Genomic DNA, 21866 nt, shown 5'->3' with positions numbered 1-21866 from the left:
GGACGCGGGCAGCCTCAACGGCACGTATTTCGACGGTCACCGGGTCGAGCGGATGGTGATCGACCACGACGAGACGTTTCAGCTCGGTCACGCCGTGGACGGCGAGGAGTTGACCTGCTCGCTGGAAGCGCCGCCCGGCAACGAATCCGATGGCGATGGCGGTGCCGGTGGCGACACGATGCTGGTCCGCGATCCGGGCTACGACCTCGACGATGAGGCAACGGTCACCGAGTTCCATTCCGCCCTGCCCCGACGGGTGTCCCGATCGTCCTCCGCGGAGGCACCCGCGGCCTCGGTCGTCCGGATCACCTCGGGCGTGCTGCGGATCGGGCGCGCTCCCGACAACGACATCGTCGTGCCCGACCTCATGGTCTCCCGCCATCACGCCGAACTGCGGATGAGCGGCCCCGGCCGATACCGGATCATCGACCTCGACAGCCACAACGGGACCTATGTCAACGGCGCGAGGGCCGACTCCGTCGACCTCTCCGAATCCGATTTGATCGGCATGGGACACACCACCTTCCGGCTGGTCGGCGACGAACTGCGCGAGTTCGTCGACACCGGCGACGTGTCGGTCTCGGTGCAGAACCTCGTCGTGCGGACGCCGGAAGGGAAGGTGCTGCTCGACGACGTGAGCTTCCCCATCCCGGAGCGCTCGCTCGTCGGCGTCATCGGCCCCAGTGGGGCGGGCAAGTCGACGCTGCTCGGCGCGGTGACCGGACTGCGGCCCGCGACCGAGGGGACGGTGCGTTACGACGGACGCGACCTGTACACCGAATACGACGAGCTACGGCACCGGATCGGCCTGGTTCCGCAGGAAGACATCCTGCACAGCCAGCTTCCGACGCGGCGCGCCCTGCTCTACGCGGCCGAGTTGCGCTTCCCCGGTGACACCGGCAGGGAGGAGCGGGAGCAACGGGTCGACGAGGTTCTCGAGGAGCTCGGTTTGGCGCGGCACGCCGATACCCGCATCGACAGGCTCTCCGGCGGGCAGCGCAAACGCGTGAGCGTGGCGCTGGAGTTGCTGACCAAACCGTCGCTGCTGTTCCTCGACGAACCGACCTCCGGCCTCGACCCCGGCCTGGACAAAACGGTCATGGAAATGCTGTCCGAACTGGCGCATGACGGGCGGACCGTCATCGTCGTCACGCACAGCGTCGCGAATCTCGATTTCTGTGACCGCTTGCTGGTTCTGGTCCCCGGCGGGCGGCTGGCCTATTACGGGCCTCCTGAGGAGGGATTGCAGCAGTTCGGTAAGCGCAGCTGGGCCGAGGTGTTCCAGGCGTTCGACCGCGAGGAAGACCGCGACTGGGCCGATGAATTCCGGGCCTCGCCACGCTTCCAGGAGTACGTGGCGGGCGGGCTCACCGACGAAGTGGGCCCGGCGGAAGTGCGCCCGCCTGCGCCGCCGCCTGCGCCGCAGTCCAAGTTCAGCCAGCTCAGCACGCTGTGCCGGCGATACCTGGCAGTGATCGCCTCGGATCGAAGTTACCTGGCTCTGCTCGGCGTGATGCCGCTGCTGCTCGGTGGTTTGATCGCCGCGGTGCCGTCGGGCGAGGGCTTCACCGGGGCGCCGGGTACCAACACCGATGCCCCGACCAAGCTCATGATCCTGGTGTTCGGCGCGTGCTTCGTCGGCACCGGTAACGCGATTCGCGAGATCGTCAAAGAGCAGACGATCTACCGCAGAGAACGCGCGGCCGGTCTGTCGACCGGGGTCTATCTGATGTCGAAGTTCCTGGTTCTGGGCGTGATCACCACCCTTCAGGCGGCGGTGTTGTTCTTGATCGGCACCCTCGGCGAGAGTCTGCCGCCCAAGGGGCTGTTCACGTCGGCCGAGCTGGAGTTGATCCTGGCGATGGCGATGCTCGGCATCGCATCGCTGACCCTGGGCTTGCTGGTGTCGGTCATGGTTGACACGTCGGAGAAGACGCTGCCGCTGCTGATCGTGCTGTCGATGGCACAGCTGGTGCTCACCGGCGGTCTGGTGCGGCTTCCCGGCACCCCCGTTCTGGAACAACTGGCCTACATATCGCCGTCCCGCTGGGGCTACGGCGCGGGAGCCGCCACGCTCGACCTCGACACGCTCTCACCGCACGAGGGCGCACCCGACCCTCTGTGGAAGCACACCCTCGGCACGTGGCTGCTCGACATGGGAGTCGTCGCCGGTCTGGCGGCCATCTTCCTCGCGCTGGCCTGGTACCGCCTGTACCAGCTGCGCCCACGGCGCCGCGGAGCGCGCCCCGCGCGGATTTGAGCCCGCGGGCGAGGACTCTCCCGGCCGTCGCTGACGGGCAGGACGACGACTTGCAGTTTCCTGTCCACGATCGGGTTCTCCTGTGCAAGCTGGTGAGTGGGTGGCGCGGGCGGCCTGCGCGATCACATCGGTGCCGGCGGCAACCTCGGTAGCCCGCGCGTTGGCGCGCGCGACACCCGTGAGCTGACGGTGTGGGCGACGTAGTTCGAATTCCTCGGGATGCCGTGCCGTGCAGTCGGCCGTCGCCGCCGAGTTCGGCGATGACGTCCGGCGCGATTGCGGAAAGGCCCGGGTTGTGCCGCATACTCGTCCGCCGACGCTAGAAACTGCGGAAATTGGAGTAACCGGTGACGGACATCGACGTGATCATCGTGGGCGCGGGCCCGAGCGGCTTGATGCTGGCCGGTGAGCTGCGCCTGGCGGGAGTGCGATCGCTGGTACTGGAGCGGCAGCCGCAGCCGCGCGATATCCCGAAGGCCAGCGGTCTCGGCGGGCGGATCCTGGACCTGTTGCGCTACCGCGGCCTGCTGGACCGATTCGAAGCAGTCAGCAGCGACCCCCACTTGGCGCCCCGATTCCCGTTCGGGAATATGTATTTGGACTTCACCCACCTGGCAGACCCCCCGATGCGGGCGTTGCCGATCCCGCAAAGGGAAATCGAGCGACTGCTCGATGAACGCGCCCGCGAACTCGGCGCCGAGATCCGTCGCGGACACGAGGTGGTCGGGGTGAACCAGGACGAGACGACGGTGACCGCGGACGTGCGCGGCCCGGACGGACCGTACCGGGTGAGCGCCCGATATCTGGTGGGCTGCGACGGCGGGCGCAGCCGGGTGCGCGCCATGGCCGGAATCTCGTTCCCCGGCACCACCTATCCAGAGGTCAACAGGCTCGCCCAAGTGGCCGTGCACGATTCGGTGACCGTGCTCGACAACGGCGACATCGATGTCCCCGGGTTGGGCAGGATCCAGGCCGGTTTCACGCGAACAGACCGCGGTGTGTTCGCGTTCGCGGTCGACTCCGGGGTGATGTTCCTGCAAACCACCGAGGACGAGCCCAACGAATACGACGACGACGAGCCGCTGACCTCGGCCGAACTCGCAGACAGTGCGCGTCGCGTGCTCGGCGCGGAGCTTCCTTTGGGAGAACCGACTCGGCTGACGCGCTACACCTTCAAGGACCGGCAGGCCGAACGTTACCGTGCAGGGCGCATCCTGCTGGCCGGCGATGCGGCTCACCTGTTCCCCGCCACCGGCACTGCGCTCAATGTCGGCATGCTCGACACGGTCAACCTCGCCTGGAAGCTGGGCGCCGACATCCACGGCTGGGCGCCGAACGGCCTGCTGGACACCTATCACGACGAGCGCCACTTCGCCGGGGCCCGGGCACGGCTGCAGACCCGAGCTCAGGTGGCGCTGCGACGCGGACACGACCCGGCCGCCGAAGCGCTTCGGCAGGTCTTCCAGGAACTGCTCGTCGACGAGCCGGCATTGCGCCGGATGGGCGCCCTGGTGGGCCACACCGATATTCGCTATCCGATGCCGGGCTGCGACCACACTTTGGCCGGCACCTTCGCGCCCGACCTCACCCTGCACACCGATCAGGGCGTCACCAGCGTCGGGGAACTCATGCGGACCGCCCGGCCTGTTCTGCTCGACCTCGCCGACCGCGCAGACCTGCGCGAGGTCGCCCGAGACTGGCAGCATCGGATCGACATCCGCACCGCCGAAATCGACAACCGGCCAGCCGACGCCTTACTGATCCGCCCGGACGCCCACATCGCCTGGGCCGCAACCCTTGACGCACCCGCCGACACCGCCGCACTCGCGCTGCGCGATTCGCTGTCATGCTGGTTCGGCGCGCCCCTGGAAACGACGGCGTCGATCAGCGATCGGACTCTCTGACCGGCCGGTCGAACATCGCGCGGAGCACCCGGCCGCGGTTCAGCCGAGCCCGCCCGGTTCGGCCGAGCGAGGTGTCCGGCAGTCGGCAATTCTCGAGCCCTCCCGCTGTCGCGAGCCCGGTAGCGGAGCTCCTGACGGCGGAGTTCGTCCCGCTCGTCACGGACCTGAACCCCAACCAGAGGGTCTCTCGACGCGTAGCGGCGTGCGCCGACCCGGCGGTGGCAGTGCTCGGTCGGCGTTCCACCTGGCGATCTCACCAGTGGGTATCCGGCCTCGGTGATATCGCCGCCCTCACTAGCATCGATACGCGAACAAATCGAGGAATCCGAGGACCTGCGTTGACTACCGAACAACTTGACCGCTGGAACGCCCAGGAAGCCGCCGCGGAGGCGATGATTCCCATCATCGGCACGTTGTATCGGCGGAAAGGGGTGACGATCCTGCTGCACAGCCGGTCGCTGGTGAACAAGTCGGTGATCAGCATCCTGCGGACGCACCGCTTCGCACGGCAGATCGAGGGCGAAGAGCTGTCGGTGGACGAGACCCTTCCCTTCCTGCAAGTGCTCAGCGAGCTGGATCTGGGGCCGTGCAAGATCGATCTCGGTCAGCTGGTCATGACCTATCGCAACGACGATCGCGGACTCTCGATCCGCGAGTTCACCGACGCGGTGCTGGCCGAGGTGACCAACGGCAACAAGGCTCGGTCGTCCGGCCCCAGGGATGTCGTCCTCTATGGCTTCGGCCGCATCGGTCGTCTGGTCACTCGCCTGCTCATCGAGAAGGCCGGATCGGGCAACGGGCTGAACCTGCGTGCCGTGGTGGTGCGCAAAGGAGGTCCGGACGATCTGGCCAAGCGTGCGTCCCTGCTTCGAAGGGATTCGGTGCACGGCCACTTCAACGGCACGATCAAGGTCGACACCGGCAATGACACGATCACCGCGAATGGGAACGTGATCAAGTTCATCTACAGCGACGACCCGACGACCGTCGACTACACCGCGTACGGGATAAAAGACGCGATCCTGATCGACAACACCGGCAGGTGGCGCGACCGCGACGGGCTGTCGCAGCATCTGCGCCCCGGCATCGCGAAAGTCGTGCTCACCGCGCCCGGTAAGGGCGATGTTCCGAATATCGTGCACGGCGTCAACCACCGCGGCCTCGACCTGTCGCAGCAGATCTTCTCGTGCGCCTCCTGCACGACCAACGCGATCGTTCCGCCGCTCAAGGCCATGGACGACGAGTACGGCATCGTCCGCGGGCACGTGGAGACGGTGCACTCGTTCACCAACGACCAGAACCTCCTGGACAACTACCACAAGGCGGACCGTCGCGGCCGGTCAGCGCCGTTCAATCTGGTGCTCACCGAAACCGGTGCGGCGTCCGCGGTCGCGAAGGCCATGCCGGATTTCAAGGCGAAGATCACCGGCAACTCGATCCGCGTTCCCACCCCCGACGTATCGGTCGCGATCTTGAACCTGCAGCTCGAGCGGAAGACGACGAAGAGCGAGGTGCTCGAGTATCTGCGCCAGGTCTCACTCGCCGGGCCGTTGAGCCGAAACCTCGATTACACCGCCGCCACCGACGTGGTTTCCAGCGATTTCATCGGGTCGCGCGCAGCGTCGATCATCGATGCCAACGCCACGATCGTCGAGGATGACACCGCGATCCTGTATGTCTGGTACGACAACGAATTCGGCTACTCATGCCAGGTCGTGCGCACGGTGCAGTACATCTCTGGCATCGAGTATCCGACTTACCCGCAGGTCGGCGCGCGGCTGGACCACGCCGCCGACTCTCGCGTGCTGACCGCGACCGACGCGCGCTGACTCGCGTCGGCCGAATATCGGCCGGCCGCCGAGGACCGGAGGCCCCTGGGCCATCTTCAGGGGCCTCGACTCGGCTGACCCTGATCGCTTTGCCATCGTGATCGCCGAGATTCTGCTCACCCACTGAATCACCCGGCACCGGCTTCGATGTGACTCCGTGGCTGAGCGTTCGCCCGTTGATCCGGGTGCCCGACCGTGCCGAGAAGAGTGCCCATTCGGGATATGAGTCCCGAGATCCCCTGTCCAACAATGGGACGATGGTGTGGGCGCACGAGCGCGTACCGGTGCCCGAAACCGGCCGGGTGCCGACGCGGCCGGGGCCGATGGCCGGGCTCGCCGCATTGCAACGCAGCGCAGGCAACGGCGCTGTCAGCCGCTTGCTGGGTCAGCGGCCTTCGGTGCAGCGTCAGAACCTGCCCGGCGGCGATGCCGCTACGGCGGGTCCAGCGCTGAGCGCCGAGTCCGAGCGGGCGTTGAGTGCGGCGGGCTTGCTGGTCACCGACGAGGACAAGCAACTTCTGGCGCGGGGCTTTCCGCAGGGATTCACCGTCGGGGCCGCACAACCGGTCATTCTGGGCATGCGGTTCGGCGACCGGTTCGACGGTGCGCGCGTCACCAGGTTCGAGATCAGGCCCGCGCCCACGGCCCAGGTGCAGCCTGGAGTCCAGGCGTTCTTCTTCCAGCCGGATGCGAAGGGACGGGCGGTCCTGCTCTCCTCCATCGGAGGCGGAGGCAGCATCCAGTTCGACGCAGGGGCGGGCAACTCGTTCAGCGCGACCGCCCCGGCCGTGCGGCGGCTGGTCCAGTCGATCGGCGCGTTCACCCAGGCGCAGGCCACGGTACCGCAGCTGGTCGTCGTCTCGCACGCGGACGCCGATCACTACAACGCGGTCCGTCCGCTGTTGACCGAGGCACGGTTCTCCGCGACGGCGGTCGAAGTCACCCTTCAGCAGTTGCGCACCGCCGAAGCCGGCGCCTGGAAGGTGTCGAGCCTGACGGTCCAGCCCGGTCAGCAAGTCGTCGAGATCAACGTGGGCGGGACCGGCGGGGTGCATGTCCAACGGCGCATCATCGGCAACATGGAGCTCACCACCTACCGGTCGGTGGCCGCGCATGCGGCGCTGACCCAGCCGGGGGCCCGGTTCAACCGAAACGCCAGCAGCCCCGTCGTCGTCATGCACGACATGGTCAGCGGCGAGCGCATGCTGTTCACCGCCGACGCGGACGGCCGGCAGTTCACCGAGATCGTTACCTCCATCGGTGCCGACGCCTTCCGGCGGATGCTCGGGGGACCGGGGCGCAACCTGCGGTTGATGGAGGTTCCGCATCACTTCGGCGAGCAAGCCGGCGCCGACAACACGGCCGGGTTCTTGCGGATGCTGGAACTGGCCTACGAGTCCGGTGGGGACGCGCTGCGCCTGGTGTCGCAGACCACGCAGAGCTTCGCGCAGAGCAGCCGTCAGGCTCGCAGCCGGACGTTCACCTTCCTCGACACAGCAGGGCTCTCGCCGGAGGCGATCCACGACGACCCGTCACCTCCGGGACAAGCTCAGGCGACCCGCGCGACCGGGGGTCGGCTGGAGCGTGTGACGGTCGATATGGCGGGATTGCAGCTTGCCGCACAGGAGATCGAGCGCAGCAACACCTTGCTCCGCAGCGCTTACGGTGGGCTGGCCGAAATCGCCGACCTGCGCGCCGGAGCCGAGTCGCTGCGGGCGGCATACGGCGCGAGCGCCGCACCGGGCGCGCTGACCGGCTCGGTCACCGCGACGGAGGCCGGTCTCGACACCCTGGAGACCACCCTGCGCGCCTCGACGGCCCGCTACTGGGCTGAGCTGCACGCCGCGGCCACTGCCGCCGGGGGCGTGAACAGCTCCGCGAACCTGGCCCAGGCGACGGCCGCGTTGGCGCAGCTCGGCGCCCAGGTCCAGGCCCAGCGCACCACCCTGGCGCGGGAGCGGTCGAACCTGGAGGGACACCAGCGGGGCATGAACCTCTACCAGCGGATGCACCTCAACGCAGTGCAGATGATCGCGGCGGTGGAGGCGGAGAACGTCGATGAGCTGTTGCGCTGCCGGGCGGTGCACACCGAGCTGATGCGCAACGCACGCGACGTGCTCGGCAGTGCCGTGGTGGACGAGCACGTCCGGTCCGCGATGACCGCGGTGCGCGCGGAATGGACGCCGGAGCTGGAGCGGGCGACCGCCGAGGGGTCGGCACGGCTGGTGCGCAGGCGGATGAGCGCCGAACTGCGGTCGGTGCTGGCGGAGTCGCTCGCGCGACAGATGCAACTGAACCAGCTCGCGGAGCGGGCGATGCACGGGGTGCGCCAGGAGTACCGACCTGACGGCACCGTCTACACCCCGGTCCGGACCCGGGTCGGCGGGGCCGTCCTGCTCGGCATCGAGGTGGTGCGAATCGGGCTGGACGTCGCGGACAGCTACCGGCGGGCCGCCGAGGCGGAAACGGCCCGAACCGCGGTCAGCAGGCACACGGGCGTGGCGACCTGGAACTGGTGGATGACGCGTGGCGTCGAGCCCGACCTGGGGCTGGTGAAGAGAAGCTCCTGGAGCGGGTGGAATCGGGTGCAGATCACCGACCAGAGCCTCATCCAGCGGGCCGCGCGCAGCGATCAGCGGCCCGTCGGCGTACCGGAGTTCGACATGGTCGTGATCACCGCATTCGCCGGTTCGCAATTGCGCAGACTGCTGCTCCGGATGATCGCGGAGCTGACCACACTGGCGGACTGGCACGCCTTCAACTCCAGCTTGCCCGACGGACCGGCGTTCGAGCGCTTCGACAACGGCTGGGCAGTCCGTGCCTGGTCCGACGACGACGACCGCTATTCCTACTTCGGCGTCGACGGCTTCGAGCCGGGTCTCAGCGCGGCGCTCGACCAGCTGCACCACCAGCTGGAGGCGGGCCAGCAGAACCGGATCGACGAGGCGCTCCTCGCAGCGGGACCGGGCCGGGTCCGCACGGCCAGGCACACCACAATCGGCGCGATATTCGGCAGCGACCGCGAGGTGCTGGTGTACAACGCCGCCGGCCGATTGCAGGCCGTGAACTTCGATGACACCGGTCCCAGGCTGCTGCATCGAGGTCGGTCGGAGTCGCCGGCGAACGCCAACGGCCCTTTGGAGGTGGTGGCAGCCGCGGACATGCCCACCTATCGACGGCTGTCGCAGTTCTTCTGGGTCACCCGCACCGGCCGGCGGTCGTGGGACAGCGGCGGGAACATCCACGACGAGTTCGTCATCGCGTCCAACGGAGAGGCACGGGCTTACGTCCGGCCGGGGGAGCTGGTGGCGCTGGACGGGCCGGATCCGTACGAGGAGGCCCGGCGCCGAAGCGGCGGGAACAGGTAATAGCCACCCGTCGACGGCTTCGCGCAGGGCCGCCCCATGAGCGCTCGGCTGTGCCGCCGGTGAAGGTATTCGGCAAGTCGCCGTCGACTGGCTGGGTTGGCATGGGGACCGAGCCAGGACACTGGTGGCGGCAAACGCCGACGTGACTTTTCCGCGACCATTTCGTAATGTATCGGTGACCTACTCTCGACAGTAATCGGTGCTCGATATCATGCCTGGTCAACATCGAAAACGGACTGCGGGCCGGAAGCTCACCGCCTTGGCGGTGTGTGGCATCGCGGCGATTGTCGCCGCCGCAGTGTGGGCGGCGATCCGGCCCGGCTCTACGGCGCAGCATGCCGCGGCGAGCGACTCGCCGGCCTCGTCCACCGTCGAAACCTCCCGCGCCCCGACCACCGCGCCCGCGACCACTCAGCCGGTGCAGGCGGCGGCCGCGGCCGAGCCGCCACCACCGTCGGCCAAGCAGGCCGTACAGCACCCGCCTCCGCCGCCTCCGTCCGTCCCGTGCTCGACCGAACTCGCCGGCACGCGGCCGCATGTGGCACAGGTGGGCAACCTGCTCAAGAAGACGTTCGGCGTCAACGACATCGGCGGCGCCGTCGGCCGTGGCGACGGCGACCACGGCGCCGGCCTGGCACTCGATCTCATGACATCCGATTCCGCGCGCGGCGACGCGATCGCCGAATTCGTGTTGGCCAACAAGCAGCGTTTCGGCGTGACCTACGTGATCTGGCGGCAGCGGTACAACGACGGAAGCGGTTGGTCCTACCTGGAAGACCGCGGGAGCCCGACCGCCAATCACTACGACCACGTGCATGTGTCGTTCGCGCGGGCCGCCGACGTGGACGTGACCTGCTGATCGCCCGCCCCCTGCTGGCCAGCGGCCTATCGGTCGCAGGCCATAGCCGCCTGCGGTGGGGCCGCGTCTCGAGCGGAGGCCCGGCGGTGGCGTAGCCGGTCCACCGCCCAGACAGCCGACGCCGAAATGGCGAGTGTCGCGCCGAGGACGCACACGGCGCCCCATCCGGCGATGCTGTACAGCGCGGTGGCGGCCACGGCGCCGCCGCCGCTGCCGAGCGAGTAATAGACCATGTAGCTGCCGATCAGGCGACTGCTCGCGGCGGGATCGATGCCGACGATCAGGTGCTGGTTGGTCACATGCAGCGCCTGCGCGGCCAGATCGAAGATGATCACACCGACCACCAGCAGCGCCAGGGAGTGCGGCGTCGCCGCGACCGCCGCCCACGAGAACGTCAACAGAACGAGCGCGATCGCGCTGACCGCCTGCGCCCGGCCGTGGTCGGCCAGTCGTCCGGCTCGGGTCGCCCCGAGCGCACCGGCCGCCCCCGCGATCGCGAACATGCCGATCTTGCCGGTGGACAGATGCCATGGCGCCGCCGCCAAGGGTAGCGCCATCGACCCCCATAGCGCACCGAACCCTGCGAACATCAGCAATCCGATCAGGCCGCGGACGCGGAACACCGGCTCGCGTACGGTCAGGCGCACTACGGAAGTGATCAGGTAGCCATACGAAACCCGCACCCGGGCAACCTGGTCGCGCGGCAGAAGACCCGCCAATGCCCCGGTCGACGCCACCATCAGCGCGGCCGACACCAAGAACACCGCCCGCCACCCTGCCCACTCGGCGATCAATCCCGATACCGTGCGAGCCAGCAGGATTCCGAGCACCACCCCGCCGGTCACCGTGCCCACGACCCTGCCCCGCTGCTGCGGCGCGCTCAGGTCCGCACCGTAGGCGACGACGACCTGCACCACGACCGATGCCGACCCGACCAGCGCACTCGCCGCGAAGAACCAGAGCGCGTCCCGCGACACCGCGACACCCACGAGCCCGCAGGCCGCGACCGAGGTAAGGCTCACGATGAGGCGCCGTCGATCCACCAGATCCCCCAGGGGCACGAGCAATACCAGACCGAGCAGGTAACCCGCTTGCGTCAGGGTGGTCACCAGGCCGAGTTGACCGGTCGCGACCCCTAGGTCGGCGCCGATCCGTTCCACGAGCGGTTGCGCGTAGTAGACATTGGCCACCGACGCGCCGCAGGCCATCGCGAGCACCGTCGCCAGACGCCTGCCGATCCCACTCGACCCCGCTGGGCCAACCTCCGGACTCATCACACTCCTCCGACATCATGGTTTCGATTCAAAACCATGATGTCGGCGTTGGTAGTTTTATGCAACCATGGAATCGCGGCCGAACGCGACGGACGGAAGGCGGGAGACAGCATGAGCGACACCGGGGCACGCCAGCGGGCATGGACCGATCCGCCCTGCCCGGTCGCGCGGACGATAGACCTGATCGGCGACAAGTGGTCGCTGCTGATCATCCGCGATGCCTTCGACGGCGTAACTCGATTCGGTCAGTTCCACCGCAACCTGGGTGTGGCCAAGAACATCCTCAGCGACCGGCTGCGCAACCTCGTGGAGATCGGCGTGCTCCGCGTCGAACCCGCCTCCGACGGCAGCCGATTCCAGGAGTACGCGCTCACCGAGGCGGGACGGGAACTGTTCGCTCTCGTCGTCAGCCTGCGCCAGTGGGGGCAGGACCACGCCTTCTCCCCTGGGGAACCCCATTCCCAGCTGGTGGACGCCACCACCGGCCTTCCCGTCCCCGAACTCACCTATACAACCCCGGACGGCCGGGCCGTCCGGGTCCACGAAACCCGAGTACGCAAAGTAGGCGAGACCCCCGGATAGACAACTGATTGTTGTGCTGAGCATTCCTCCCAGGATCGAAACAAGCTCCTGGGGAGACAATGCACAGTGCCCGCAGCGGTCAGGACAACGACGCTCGTGACCGATGGCGCGGTGATCGGGTCATTCGGCCCGCACGGTATTCGGCGCAACCACACCGGAGCGCATCGCGGCCACTTCGGCGCGTAGTGCTCTGATCTCGGCGACCAGTTCGGCGATCTCCCGGTCGGCATTCTCCACATTCGCCTCGACACTCTTCAGTTGGTCCATCACCCAACTGGTCGTGGTGCCGATCGCGAAACTGATCAGGCCGATGCCCAGGGTCATCAAGATCAATGAGATCAATCGGCCCTCGGTCGTCACCGGATACACATCGCCGTAGCCCACGGTGGTCACCGACACCATCGACCACCACAGCGCGTCGCCGAAATTATGGATTTTGCTGTCGGTCGCGCCGTACTCCGCGTCGAAGAAGGCCAGACTGCACAGCAGCAGGAGAAGGACGGAACTGGCCCCGACGAACACCGCGAGCCTGGCTCTGGTCGTCGTGTTCCGGTTCAACGTCCCGATCACGAGCATGGCGGCGCGCAGCACCCGCAGCGGGCGAAGCGGCGGCAGCACCACGATCAACAGGTCGACCGGGTGAGTACGCACGAATCGCCACCGATTCCCGGACAGCCACAATCGCACGGCGAAATCCAGCGCGAACGCCGCCCAGATCGCCACGTCGACCCGGGTGAGCCAGGCGTCGAGGCGAGGTGAGGCACCGGTATCGAGCACTTGCCAGGCATAGACGCCGAGGAAAATGACGGCCAGCACCATCATGGGAATGCCGGTCGTCCGCTCCCAACGGTTTCTGGGGGTGAACTCGGAATGTGTTTCGGGCATCGAACTACCTGTGTCGCTCGGCTGCGGCGTCGGCGACACCGCAGGTTCGGCCGCTCCGGCTCCGAAAAGAGACCGGCCGTTCTCCCGGTGATTCTCACACGGAACCCAGGACGCGGTCGGGATCGACTGGGGGAATCTGCCCGATGGGCTTGCCATGGCTGGTAAACGCCACCATTGCGCCGTGGCGCGAAGTGCGAAATCTTCAGCCTAGGAGATTTCGGAACCTGACGAAGAACCTATGCAGGCGAATTGTGGGAACTTCTCGTGAACTGCTCGCGGTCGAGCTCGCGCGTCGACGCCTGCTGGGCTTCGGCGCGTTGGTCGTTCCCGGAGCCCGGAGAATGCCGTGACGCAGGCTGGGGATGAGGATCTCACCGGGTCGGCCGATCGAATCGCGGATGGGCTGCGTGCGGTGGCCCCGCCCGGATGGCGGCGGCTCGAGGCGTGGTTCGCGATGACCGTGGTCGCCGAATCGGCACTGCTGCTGGTCGACGACGGTACCCGGTCGTTTCGGTCCCCGGTACCGGATGCGGTGTGGCACGCGGTACGACGGCATCGGCAGCTGTCGGCGGACGCCGAGGGCGGGCCGTGGTGGCGGCTGCTGGTGCGCGTCGACGCGGACGGTGTCGAGACCGCTGTTGACCATGGTGCGTTGCCGTTCCCCGGCGAGCAATTGTTCGCGCCGGAGGCCTATCTCGCCGACCTGGAACGCTATCCGCGGGATCGGCTGCCGGTATGGCTGGCGGCCTACCTCCGGCGCGGCGAACATCGGACGCGGCCGCCACGCGCCGCCGCCGAAGCGATGCGGGCGGACCGGCGTGCGGGTTCGCGGGCGGTGACCGTGGACAACGAGCTGCCGGAGCTGGCCGTGCTGTGGGCCCGGTGGGCGGTGCTGGCGGCAGCCTTCGTGGCGGTCGGGTCGGGACAGGGGCCGCGAATCGTTCCGTCGGTGGGCATCTTCGAAGGCGCGGGACGCAGCGGTTCGACGTTGACGCTACTGCCCGGCGACCGGGCCGTGCTGTCGGGTGGCGTGTGGGACGCGGCGGTGCTGGACGCCGCGTACAACGGGGGTGCGGCGATGCCGGAGTTGTTCGCGGGAGCGCCGGATTGGGTGGCGGATCCGGTGCTCAATCCGCGGGCGGCCACCGGTTTGCTGTCGTTTTGTTACTGGTGGGAGGCCGGTCAGTGGTATCGGGGTGAGTCCGCGCCGATATCGGAGTGCGCGCCGGCGCTGCCCGCGGTGTGGACGGTCGGCACCGTAGCGGGCGTTGTCGGGAACCTGTTGGACGACCGGTTGGGTGGTGCATCGGGCGCGGCGGAGTTGTTGGTGTCGGCCGCTCAGGCGGGCGCGGTGACTCGCGAGGCGATCGTGCAAGTCTTCGGAGACGGCACCGACATCGACGGTGCGATGTTCCAGTTCGTGCTCGCGGGTCTGAACGCGAATCACGCCGAGGGGATCGGCGAAGCGGATGCGCTCGACCTCGTCCGGGAGCACATCCGCCAAAAGGGTTACGACACCACCGGATATCCGCTGACGACGTTGCGGGCCGATCGTATCAGCGTGGGCTGGGTGGTACGTTCGCCGGTGCCGGACGGTGGCATCGCTTTGGACCGTGCGGTTTTCTATGTCGCCGACGATGGCGTCGTAGAGCGCTCGACCACGTCGGTGCCGTCGGCGGTGTTCGTCACCGATTTCGAGCGACGGTTTCGGCTGCGCGGCAAGAGTCGAGCCTGACCGGCGGGGGACGCGAATGAACGGTGAAGTTCGGCTGGACCCGGACCGCTTGCGAAATCGGGGAGCGCGGCTGTCCGAGCTCGGGGACCGGGTGGGGCAGACCTATGCGGGACTGCGTGATTCCCTGGCTCATGCCGAAGGCAGCTGGGGCGACGACGATCTGGGTGTCGCGTTCGCCAGGGAGTTCAAGCCGCATGCCGACCAGTTGCTGGTCAATCTGCGAGCGATGCAGGAAAGCCTGCACAGCACGGCCGCCGGAATAGTCGACGCGGCAAGCCAATTCGAAGTACAGGACAGGTCCAGCGCCAGCCGGGTGGTCACCGCCGCCGCCGAGCTGCACCCGATCGGCGAGTCGGCGCCGCCCTGGACGGACGGCAGTGTGGGCACGCCCTCGCCCGCAGCGACCTTTCCGGCAGCGGCGGCCCCTGCGCAACCCACCGACCGGGCCGCCTCCCCCGATCGATCCACACCCGGCGGGACGCGGACACCGGACACCTCCGCGGAACGCGCCACGTCCGAGGGCGGTCCACAGCGAGATCCGTCGGATCGGGCAGCAGGCCGAGAGGGAGATCGGGGAGTAGGCGGACCGGGCATCGGCAACTCGGGCAAACCTGCCGGAGACTCCGGTCGCCGACCTCCGGACTCCGCGGTGTTCCCCCCGACCGCCACACGGGATTCACCCCGCGCCCCAGCCGAGCGGCAGGCAGGGACTGGGCTACCGGGTGGCGTGGGACGGCGGGACACCCCTTGGTCCGGGCAGCCGCCCAGAACCGCCGGGCCTCCCGCCGGTGCCGCGGCGAGATCCCCGAGCGCGTGGTCCGGGCCGCCACCGAGAACTGCCGGGCCACCGGCCGGTGCCGAGCCGAGGCCCCCCGGCCCTCGGTTCGGTTCTCCGCCACGGCCGCAGAACCCCGCAGGCGAATCGCCGCGCGGGCGCGATCGGCGTCGCTCCGACGCGTCCCCGGTTACCCATCCCGTGGTCGGTTGGCTAGCGCGGATGCTGGCCGAGCACCACGACGTACGGGTGACCGGATTCGATACGCCCGGCTTGCAGGTGCCGGTCGTGCGAGAATTCGTGGCCGCGGTGGACCGGGTGCTCACCGACTACCCGGCGCTCGCGCTCGATGTCGTCGCGGTGGCAGAGCTCGCCGCCGGATCGGGGCCGGTGTGGTGGAGTCACGAGCCACGCGATGCGCGGGGCGCGGGCGCGGGTCGGTTGATCACCCTCGACCAGCGGACCGCGCTGGAATCCGGGAGCGCGAACGCAACGGCGGAGCCCGACGTCCGGCCGGCGGAGCTGGACATCTACCTGGCGACGCTCCGCGAATTCGGCCGGGCACTCGACTTCGCCGGAGGCGGTCTCGCACGCAAACAGGCGCAGCGCGTCTTGATCGCGGAGTACCTGCGTCGCGAAGCGGGACCGAACAGCACACTCGCCGAGGTGGTGAGCGGTTACCGGCGCTGGCGTGCCGAGTTGACCGGGGACGCGGGCGAGTTCGAGGTGAGCCGGGCCCTCGGCGCCGCGTTCGCCGATGTCGTGCTGCGCGGCGACGAGGCGAGCTCGCAGGCGCGAGCACTGCACGCGGTGCTGGTCGACGCGACGTCGCGGCGGGGGTAGGCGGTGCCGACGGACGGTGCGTGGTCGCTGAACCCGGTCGTGGAGCTGCGCACGTTGTTCGAGGGTTTGCCCCCTGTGGTGCGGCGCCCGATCGAGCTGGTGGTCTTCGGTGGAGACCTGCCGCGCGCCGACGTGTCCGGGATGCGGTGGATGGCCGCGGAACTGCGGGCCAAGGCCGCCGCCATGAACGGTCACGCGGAGGACGCGAAAAATCTGCTGACGCAAGAGGATTCGCTCGGTGCGCTCGGTGACCGCGTGCGTGAGATGTTGCAGGTGCACCACGAGGGCGCGACCAGGCTACGCGAGGAAGCGCTGGCCTTGGCCGATCAAGCGCACGCGGCCGCCAACGACGCGGAAAAGACGCTGTGCGTGATGTTCGCGTTCGGCGTCGAGCTGGCCTGGCGCATCATCAGGACGTTGGCCGCAGCCGCAGCGGCCGGTCCGGCCGGAGAGCTCGCGGCGGCTCCCGTGGTGGAGTCGATGCTGATCGAGGGCCGAGCCAAGGTCGCGCTGATGCGCGCGGGCCTGGAGCAGGCATACAAGGCGGGCGCGGCGAAGACGGCGACGCGACTGTCGGCTCTGGGGCCCTACCGGTTGGCTCTCACGGTCGGCACGGCCGCCGCCCTGCCCGCGGCCGTGGATCTCGGGACACAGTTGATGCAAGTCGCGTCCGGTGACCGGAACCCGACCGTCAAGGGCCCCAACGGGGAGAACCCGAGGGGTATCGATCTGAAGTCGGTCGAAGCTGCGGCAGTTTCGGGTGCCGGGGGCGCGCTGGGCGGCATAGCCGCCGGCGTGTTCGCGCCCAAAGTCTTTCCCCGGCTGGAGACCAACCGCGCGGCGCTCGGACTGGTGCAGGGGGTCACGGGCGCGGTGGCCGGTCTGGGTGCGGCGGCATTGGTCACGGGCTGGCCGGAACACTTCGAAGACGTCCTCGCGTCGCTGCTGAGCGGCGGATTCGCCGGAGTCGTCGATGTCCACGGTCGCGCCCGCCCGGGTCTCGGCTCGCCCAGCGGGGAGGTGGTCGACGGCAGCGGAGCCTACGTCCCTCCGGATCCTTCCACGGTGAGTCTCAGCAAGGATGCCGTGATGCGGCTGGCGGGGGCTCCCGAGAGTACGAAATCGCTGACGCCCGCTCCGGTGGACAGCGACAGCGGCACCAACCCGCAGCTCGTGAACTCGGCCGCGCCCGTCCACGTGATGGGCGCCGGAGCATCGCAGCTCGGCGGCAACTTGATTCCATCGGCTCCGCCGGGATCGACGGGCGATGGACAGCACGCACCGGACGGATCGGGAGCCCCTGCGGGGCACCTCGGTGATTCGGGATCCGGTGAGGCTCAGGCCCTGGATGACGATGAACACGCGAACGGTCGGACGGGGGAGGACGCGCAGCGGGGTGCGCCTTCGGCCGCGGGGCCAGATGACCCGGCAGCGGCAGACGATGCCGACGATCGAGAGCCCGGTACCGGCCTTCCCTCCGGGAGTGACGAGCCCTTCGGTGACGGTGCGCAGGCTGGTGGGGATGTGCAGGGCGGTAGCGGCGCTGTGCAGGCCGGTACGCATGACGGCGGTTCGCAAGCCGGTGGCGCGGGCAATGCGCAAACCAGGGACGGCGGGCAGGCCGGTAGCGGCGGCGGTGCGCAAGCCGGCAATGGGCAGGCCGGTGGTGGGGCGCACGGTGGTAGCGGCAATACGCAGGCCGGTGCAGGCGTTCCCGGTGCTGGTGGTGGTGCGCAGGCCGGGGGTGGTGCGGCTACCGGTGCGGTCCTGTCCAGCGCGGGCGGCGACCATCCCGGTTCGGAATCGCGGCAATCGGCAGATCACGGCGAGGACGACGCGCACGCGGTGGGTGGCGGTCGCAGCGCTCGCCCTCCCGGCGGCGACGGTGCGGCCGCTGGGCCCGAGCCGGCGGTTTCGCGGCCGGGGCCTGGGTCGGCGAAGGCGGATCCGCCGCTGGAGGCGGGCAATTCGCCCGGCCGCCCCGGTCCGGGTGGCGAGGGCCCGCCCCGGGTTACGGCACCGAAGCAGGTGGACCCACCTCCGACGCACGAGCCGTCGGCGGTGGAGCATGCCAAGGACGCGGTGCCCGTCGAGGCTCGCCCGTCCGCGCACGACGGCCCCGACCGCCCGGCGCAGGAGCTGACCCAGGAGCTGGCGGCGTTGCCGTCGGCGGACCCGGCGACGAAGCAGGACCTCACGGCCGAGCAGCAGACACAGTTCAAAGCCGCGGCGCAGAAGACGTTGGCGTTGTATCGGCTGCGGCAGGAGGAACTGGCCGGTGAGTCGTGGGAGCAGCGCAGGCACGCGATGGAGCACGGCGATCGGGTGGAGTCGCTGTTGCGCTACATCGACGCGGTGCGCGAGGGAACCGGGAAGACGCCGCGGTGGAATCAGATCAAGGCGTTCCTGCTCGGCGAGCACGGGTTCATGCGTCAGATGGGCACGGGACAGGGCAAGTCCATGGTCGGTGCGCTGGATACGTTGTGGCAGTTGTCGCGTGGGGAACCCGTGGAACTCGTGAGCGGTGCGCCGGTGCGGGTGCACCATGTGATCACTACCACCGAGGTGCTGGCCAACGAGGGGGTTCGGGAGTTCGCGCCGATGCTGCGCAGTCTCGGATACGAGGTCGCACGCTGGGATCCGCACGATCCGCCGGGAGCGGCGCAACGCCCGACCATGTACTACATGACCTACGACGAGCGCGCGACCGCCGAGCTGTTCGACCGGCCGCCGCCGGGGAAGACCGCGACCATCGATGAGGCCGACGCGGTGCTCGTGCACAACCAGACGGTGCACTACCAATCCGAGGGACAACGGGAACTCGCCTCGGAGGTGGAGGCCGCGGGGGTGTACCGGGTGCGTGACTTCGTGAAAGCCGTCTTGCGCAGCAGGATCACGACGGGCGATGACCTGTCGGTGCAGCTCGAGGCGGCGCTCCACGATGGGCCGTTGGCGTCGAGGGCGGCACGGGCACTGTCGGCGGAGGAGGTCGGGGCGGCCCGGACGCTGACGGCGCGGTCGCTGCGCGAGCAACCCGAGCAGTGCCTCGACACGGTGAGCCGGTTGTGGGAAAGCTACGCCGGGCGGAAGTTCACCGCCGCGGAGACCGAGATGGCCCGTGCTTTCCTGGACGTCAAGGCGGGCCGGTTGAAACTGAATCGGGATTTCCAGGTCTTCGGACACGATTCCGAGAAGAAGGTACAGATTCTCGACGAGTACGGGAAGCCGCGCAGCGATCCGAAGATCGGTACCGAGAGCAGGTGGTTCGGCGGCCGTCACCAAATGGTGGAGGCGATGTTCGGTGCCCCGGTGTATTCCGACGGGACGGGATCGAAGCAGGTCACCGTGGAGGACGTGCTCGGTGGGTACGAGCGCTTGCATCTGATGTCGGGCACGCTGGAGCGGACCGCGGCGGAGATCAAGGAGAATTTCCCGGTCGGGGGCGGTCTGGCGAAGGTGGAGGATTTCGGCCGGTCGAAATTGATGGGGGAGCAGGATCGGATATTCCTCACCGAGCCGGAGAAACTGCGGGACGCGGTGGACCGGGTGCGGCAGTTGCAGGCCGAGGGGCGGCCGGTACTGGTGATCTGCCCGTTCAACGATCTGGCTCGCAACTTCTCGCTGATGCTGACCAAGGCCGGCGTGGAACACCACGCGATCGACGCCCGGTGGTTCGCCGAGCACCGCGACAACAACGCCGCCGAGGAACACCTGCTGTCGGTCAAGGACACCGCGGGCGGCCGGGGCGCGGTGACCGTCGGCACGGGGATGCTCGGCCGGGGTTTCGACGTGTCGATCAGCGACGAGGTCGACCGGCTGGGCGGGGTGCACGCGCACATGCTGGGGCGTTCGCCGACCAATCCGGACGAGGACCATCAGTGGTCGGCGCGCGCGGGCCGCAACGGCCGCAACGGCAGTTTCTGTTTCAACGTCGCCGCGTCCGACCGCCTCTACAGCGAGGCGCAGCAGCACGGTGCGCGGGTCGCGGTCACCCACTATCGGACCGCGGTGGCCAGACACGCCGAGGCCACCGCCGAATATGCCGAAGCCGCCCGCCAGGCGGGCGATACGAATGCGGCCCGGGCGGGGGAGGCCGTGCAGGCGGCGCGGACGAAGGTCGCGGCCACCGCGGCCGATGTCGCCGCGGCCGAGCGGGAGATGCGCAGCCTGACCTCCCCCCTGCAGAACGACGCGGCCGACCGCACGTATCTGCAGCGTGCGATGCGCCGTGCCAACCAGGCCCACGCGCCCCCGACCGCCGAAGTTTTCGTTGCGACCTCGCCCGGGACCACCATCGCTTCGAGCCTCGTTCAAGCCGCGCCGGGCACTGTCCATACTGCGGCGGAGGTCGGTCAGGCCGATCCGGACACCGGCCGGACCAGCTCGGACACCGTCCACGCCGGGAGCGCAACGGAGACCGTGCCCGTCGGGCGTGACGCCGTGCAACCGCACTTGCGCGGGGACCGGTTCGCGCGGCTGGCCGGATGGCTGGGGATCCCCGCATCGGTGCAGGCGGCCGCGGCCGCGTTCGACACCGACGATGACGACGACCCGGTGAGCCGGCTGCTGGAACGAGCGGGCGTCTCCTCCGCTGCCGTGGCAGCGCTGAACCAGCACCTCGACCACGCCCCGGCCGCGGCGGTCGCGCAGGCGGACGCCCTCACCGACGAGCAAGCGCTGAATCAGCTGACGCCGCAGCGCAACCGGCTGGCCGCCGAACTCGGCTGGGAACCCGGCCAGGTCGCTGCCGCGGAGGGCGTGCGTCAGGTCGGCGCCGCCGTCCACACGGCCGGCGAGGAGCTGGCGGCCCTGCTGGACGTTCCCGCCTCCGAGGTGAACGCCGCCACCGCCCGCGAGGTGCTCGCCGACGCGGTCGGCCGACTGCTCGTCCCCGCCGGAACCGCCGACAACCCGGCCACCGAACTCCTCGTTTTCGCCGCATCGACCTATCTGGCCGTCAGTGCCCTGCTCGACCTCGCCGTGGCCATCCACCGGCGCAGCCCGAAGAGCTGCGTCAACAACGGCGTGACGATGATGCGGGTGCTGTACCCGGGCAACGAGGACGCCTACCACATGCCGGACGACATGCCACTGCGCGGCCACAACGCCGAAGACACGGAGCGGGCCTTCGGCGGTGACTTCCGGGCATTCGGGTCATTGGACGCGGCCGCCGAATCACTGACAAAGTGGCCTGGGGGAAGCCAAGCGCTCGTTTACAAGTGGATGAACAACGGGGAGGTCGAAAGCCACCTGGTGCTGCTGGTCAACGACAGCGACCGGGCCGAGGCCCCGAACCTGGTCGTCCTGGACATCGCGGCGGCCCCTGGCGAGGCTCCGATCACCCCCGCCGATCTGGCCGAATCGCGCGCGCTGCTGAACAGGGCCGTCCCTTTCCAGCAGTGGCTGCACGAACAGCAGCTGTTCATCGACCAGCTCGACGAGGCGGACCGCCACGTTTTCGCCATCGAATTCGACAGTGCGGGCGAACCGCTCGCCCCCTTGGCCACGGCGCGGCGTCCCGTCGTCTCCGCCCAGGACCCCGGTTCTTCCCC

Annotated in this window: 11 protein-coding genes; 9 read left to right on the top strand and 2 right to left on the bottom strand. The window is 68.9% G+C overall.

Translation table 11 applies throughout. From position 1 onward, the window contains the following. From HOV91_RS32415 to HOV91_RS40930, 5 genes are all read left to right on the top strand, one after another. Positions 1-2260, top strand: a 2260-nt coding sequence (locus HOV91_RS32415) for an ATP-binding cassette domain-containing protein (RefSeq protein WP_174189104.1), incomplete at its 5' end; no start/stop codon positions are given. A gap of 347 nt (positions 2261-2607) precedes the next feature. Further along, the gene (locus HOV91_RS32410) at positions 2608-4164 is read left to right on the top strand and encodes an FAD-dependent monooxygenase (protein ID WP_174189103.1); all 1557 of its coding nucleotides are present in this window, start codon (positions 2608-2610) and stop codon (positions 4162-4164) included. Positions 4165-4556: 392 nt separating this feature from the next. Further along, the gene (locus HOV91_RS32405) at positions 4557-5993 is read left to right on the top strand and encodes a glyceraldehyde-3-phosphate dehydrogenase (RefSeq protein ID WP_438822714.1); all 1437 of its coding nucleotides are present in this window, start codon (positions 4557-4559) and stop codon (positions 5991-5993) included. Between the two features lie 257 nt (positions 5994-6250). Next, positions 6251-9361 carry a ComEC/Rec2 family competence protein gene (locus HOV91_RS32400; protein WP_174189101.1) on the top strand — a complete coding sequence of 1037 codons (3111 nt, stop codon included), beginning with the start codon at positions 6251-6253 and terminating at the stop codon, positions 9359-9361. Positions 9362-9572: 211 nt separating this feature from the next. Continuing rightward, positions 9573-10220 (top strand): VldE C-terminal domain-containing protein, encoded by a 648-nt coding sequence (locus tag HOV91_RS40930; protein ID WP_174189100.1) that lies wholly within the window; start codon positions 9573-9575, stop codon positions 10218-10220. A gap of 26 nt (positions 10221-10246) precedes the next feature. Here HOV91_RS40930 and HOV91_RS32390 read toward each other — a convergent pair whose 3' ends face one another. Further along, the gene (locus HOV91_RS32390) at positions 10247-11494 is read right to left on the bottom strand and encodes an MFS transporter (RefSeq protein WP_174189099.1); all 1248 of its coding nucleotides are present in this window, start codon (positions 11492-11494) and stop codon (positions 10247-10249) included. A gap of 111 nt (positions 11495-11605) precedes the next feature. Here HOV91_RS32390 and HOV91_RS32385 point away from each other — a divergent pair, with 111 nt between their 5' ends. After that, a complete protein-coding gene (locus HOV91_RS32385) occupies positions 11606-12076 on the top strand; it encodes a winged helix-turn-helix transcriptional regulator (protein WP_174189098.1) in 471 nt (156 codons plus the stop codon). Between the two features lie 120 nt (positions 12077-12196). Here the strand turns inward: HOV91_RS32385 and HOV91_RS32380 are convergent, their stop codons facing one another. Next, entirely contained in the window at positions 12197-12961 is a 765-nt protein-coding gene (locus tag HOV91_RS32380; protein ID WP_174189097.1) for a potassium channel family protein, read from the bottom strand. Between the two features lie 346 nt (positions 12962-13307). Between HOV91_RS32380 and HOV91_RS32375 the strand changes: the two genes are divergently transcribed. The 3 genes from HOV91_RS32375 to HOV91_RS32365 form a co-directional block, all read left to right on the top strand. Then, a complete protein-coding gene (locus tag HOV91_RS32375; RefSeq protein WP_312884848.1) occupies positions 13308-14696 on the top strand; it encodes a hypothetical protein in 1389 nt (462 codons plus the stop codon). A gap of 997 nt (positions 14697-15693) precedes the next feature. Continuing rightward, on the top strand, positions 15694-16314 hold the full coding sequence (locus tag HOV91_RS32370) for a hypothetical protein (protein WP_174189096.1): 621 nt from the start codon (positions 15694-15696) through the stop codon (positions 16312-16314). Between the two features lie 3 nt (positions 16315-16317). Beyond that, the coding region (locus HOV91_RS32365; RefSeq protein WP_498072322.1) for a preprotein translocase subunit SecA at positions 16318-21866 on the top strand (5549 nt) is incomplete at its 3' end.

It is taken from the genome of Nocardia barduliensis (assembly GCF_013315795.1).
Taxonomy (GTDB): domain Bacteria; phylum Actinomycetota; class Actinomycetes; order Mycobacteriales; family Mycobacteriaceae; genus Nocardia; species Nocardia barduliensis.
This window is presented reverse-complemented; position numbering and strand designations above follow the sequence as displayed.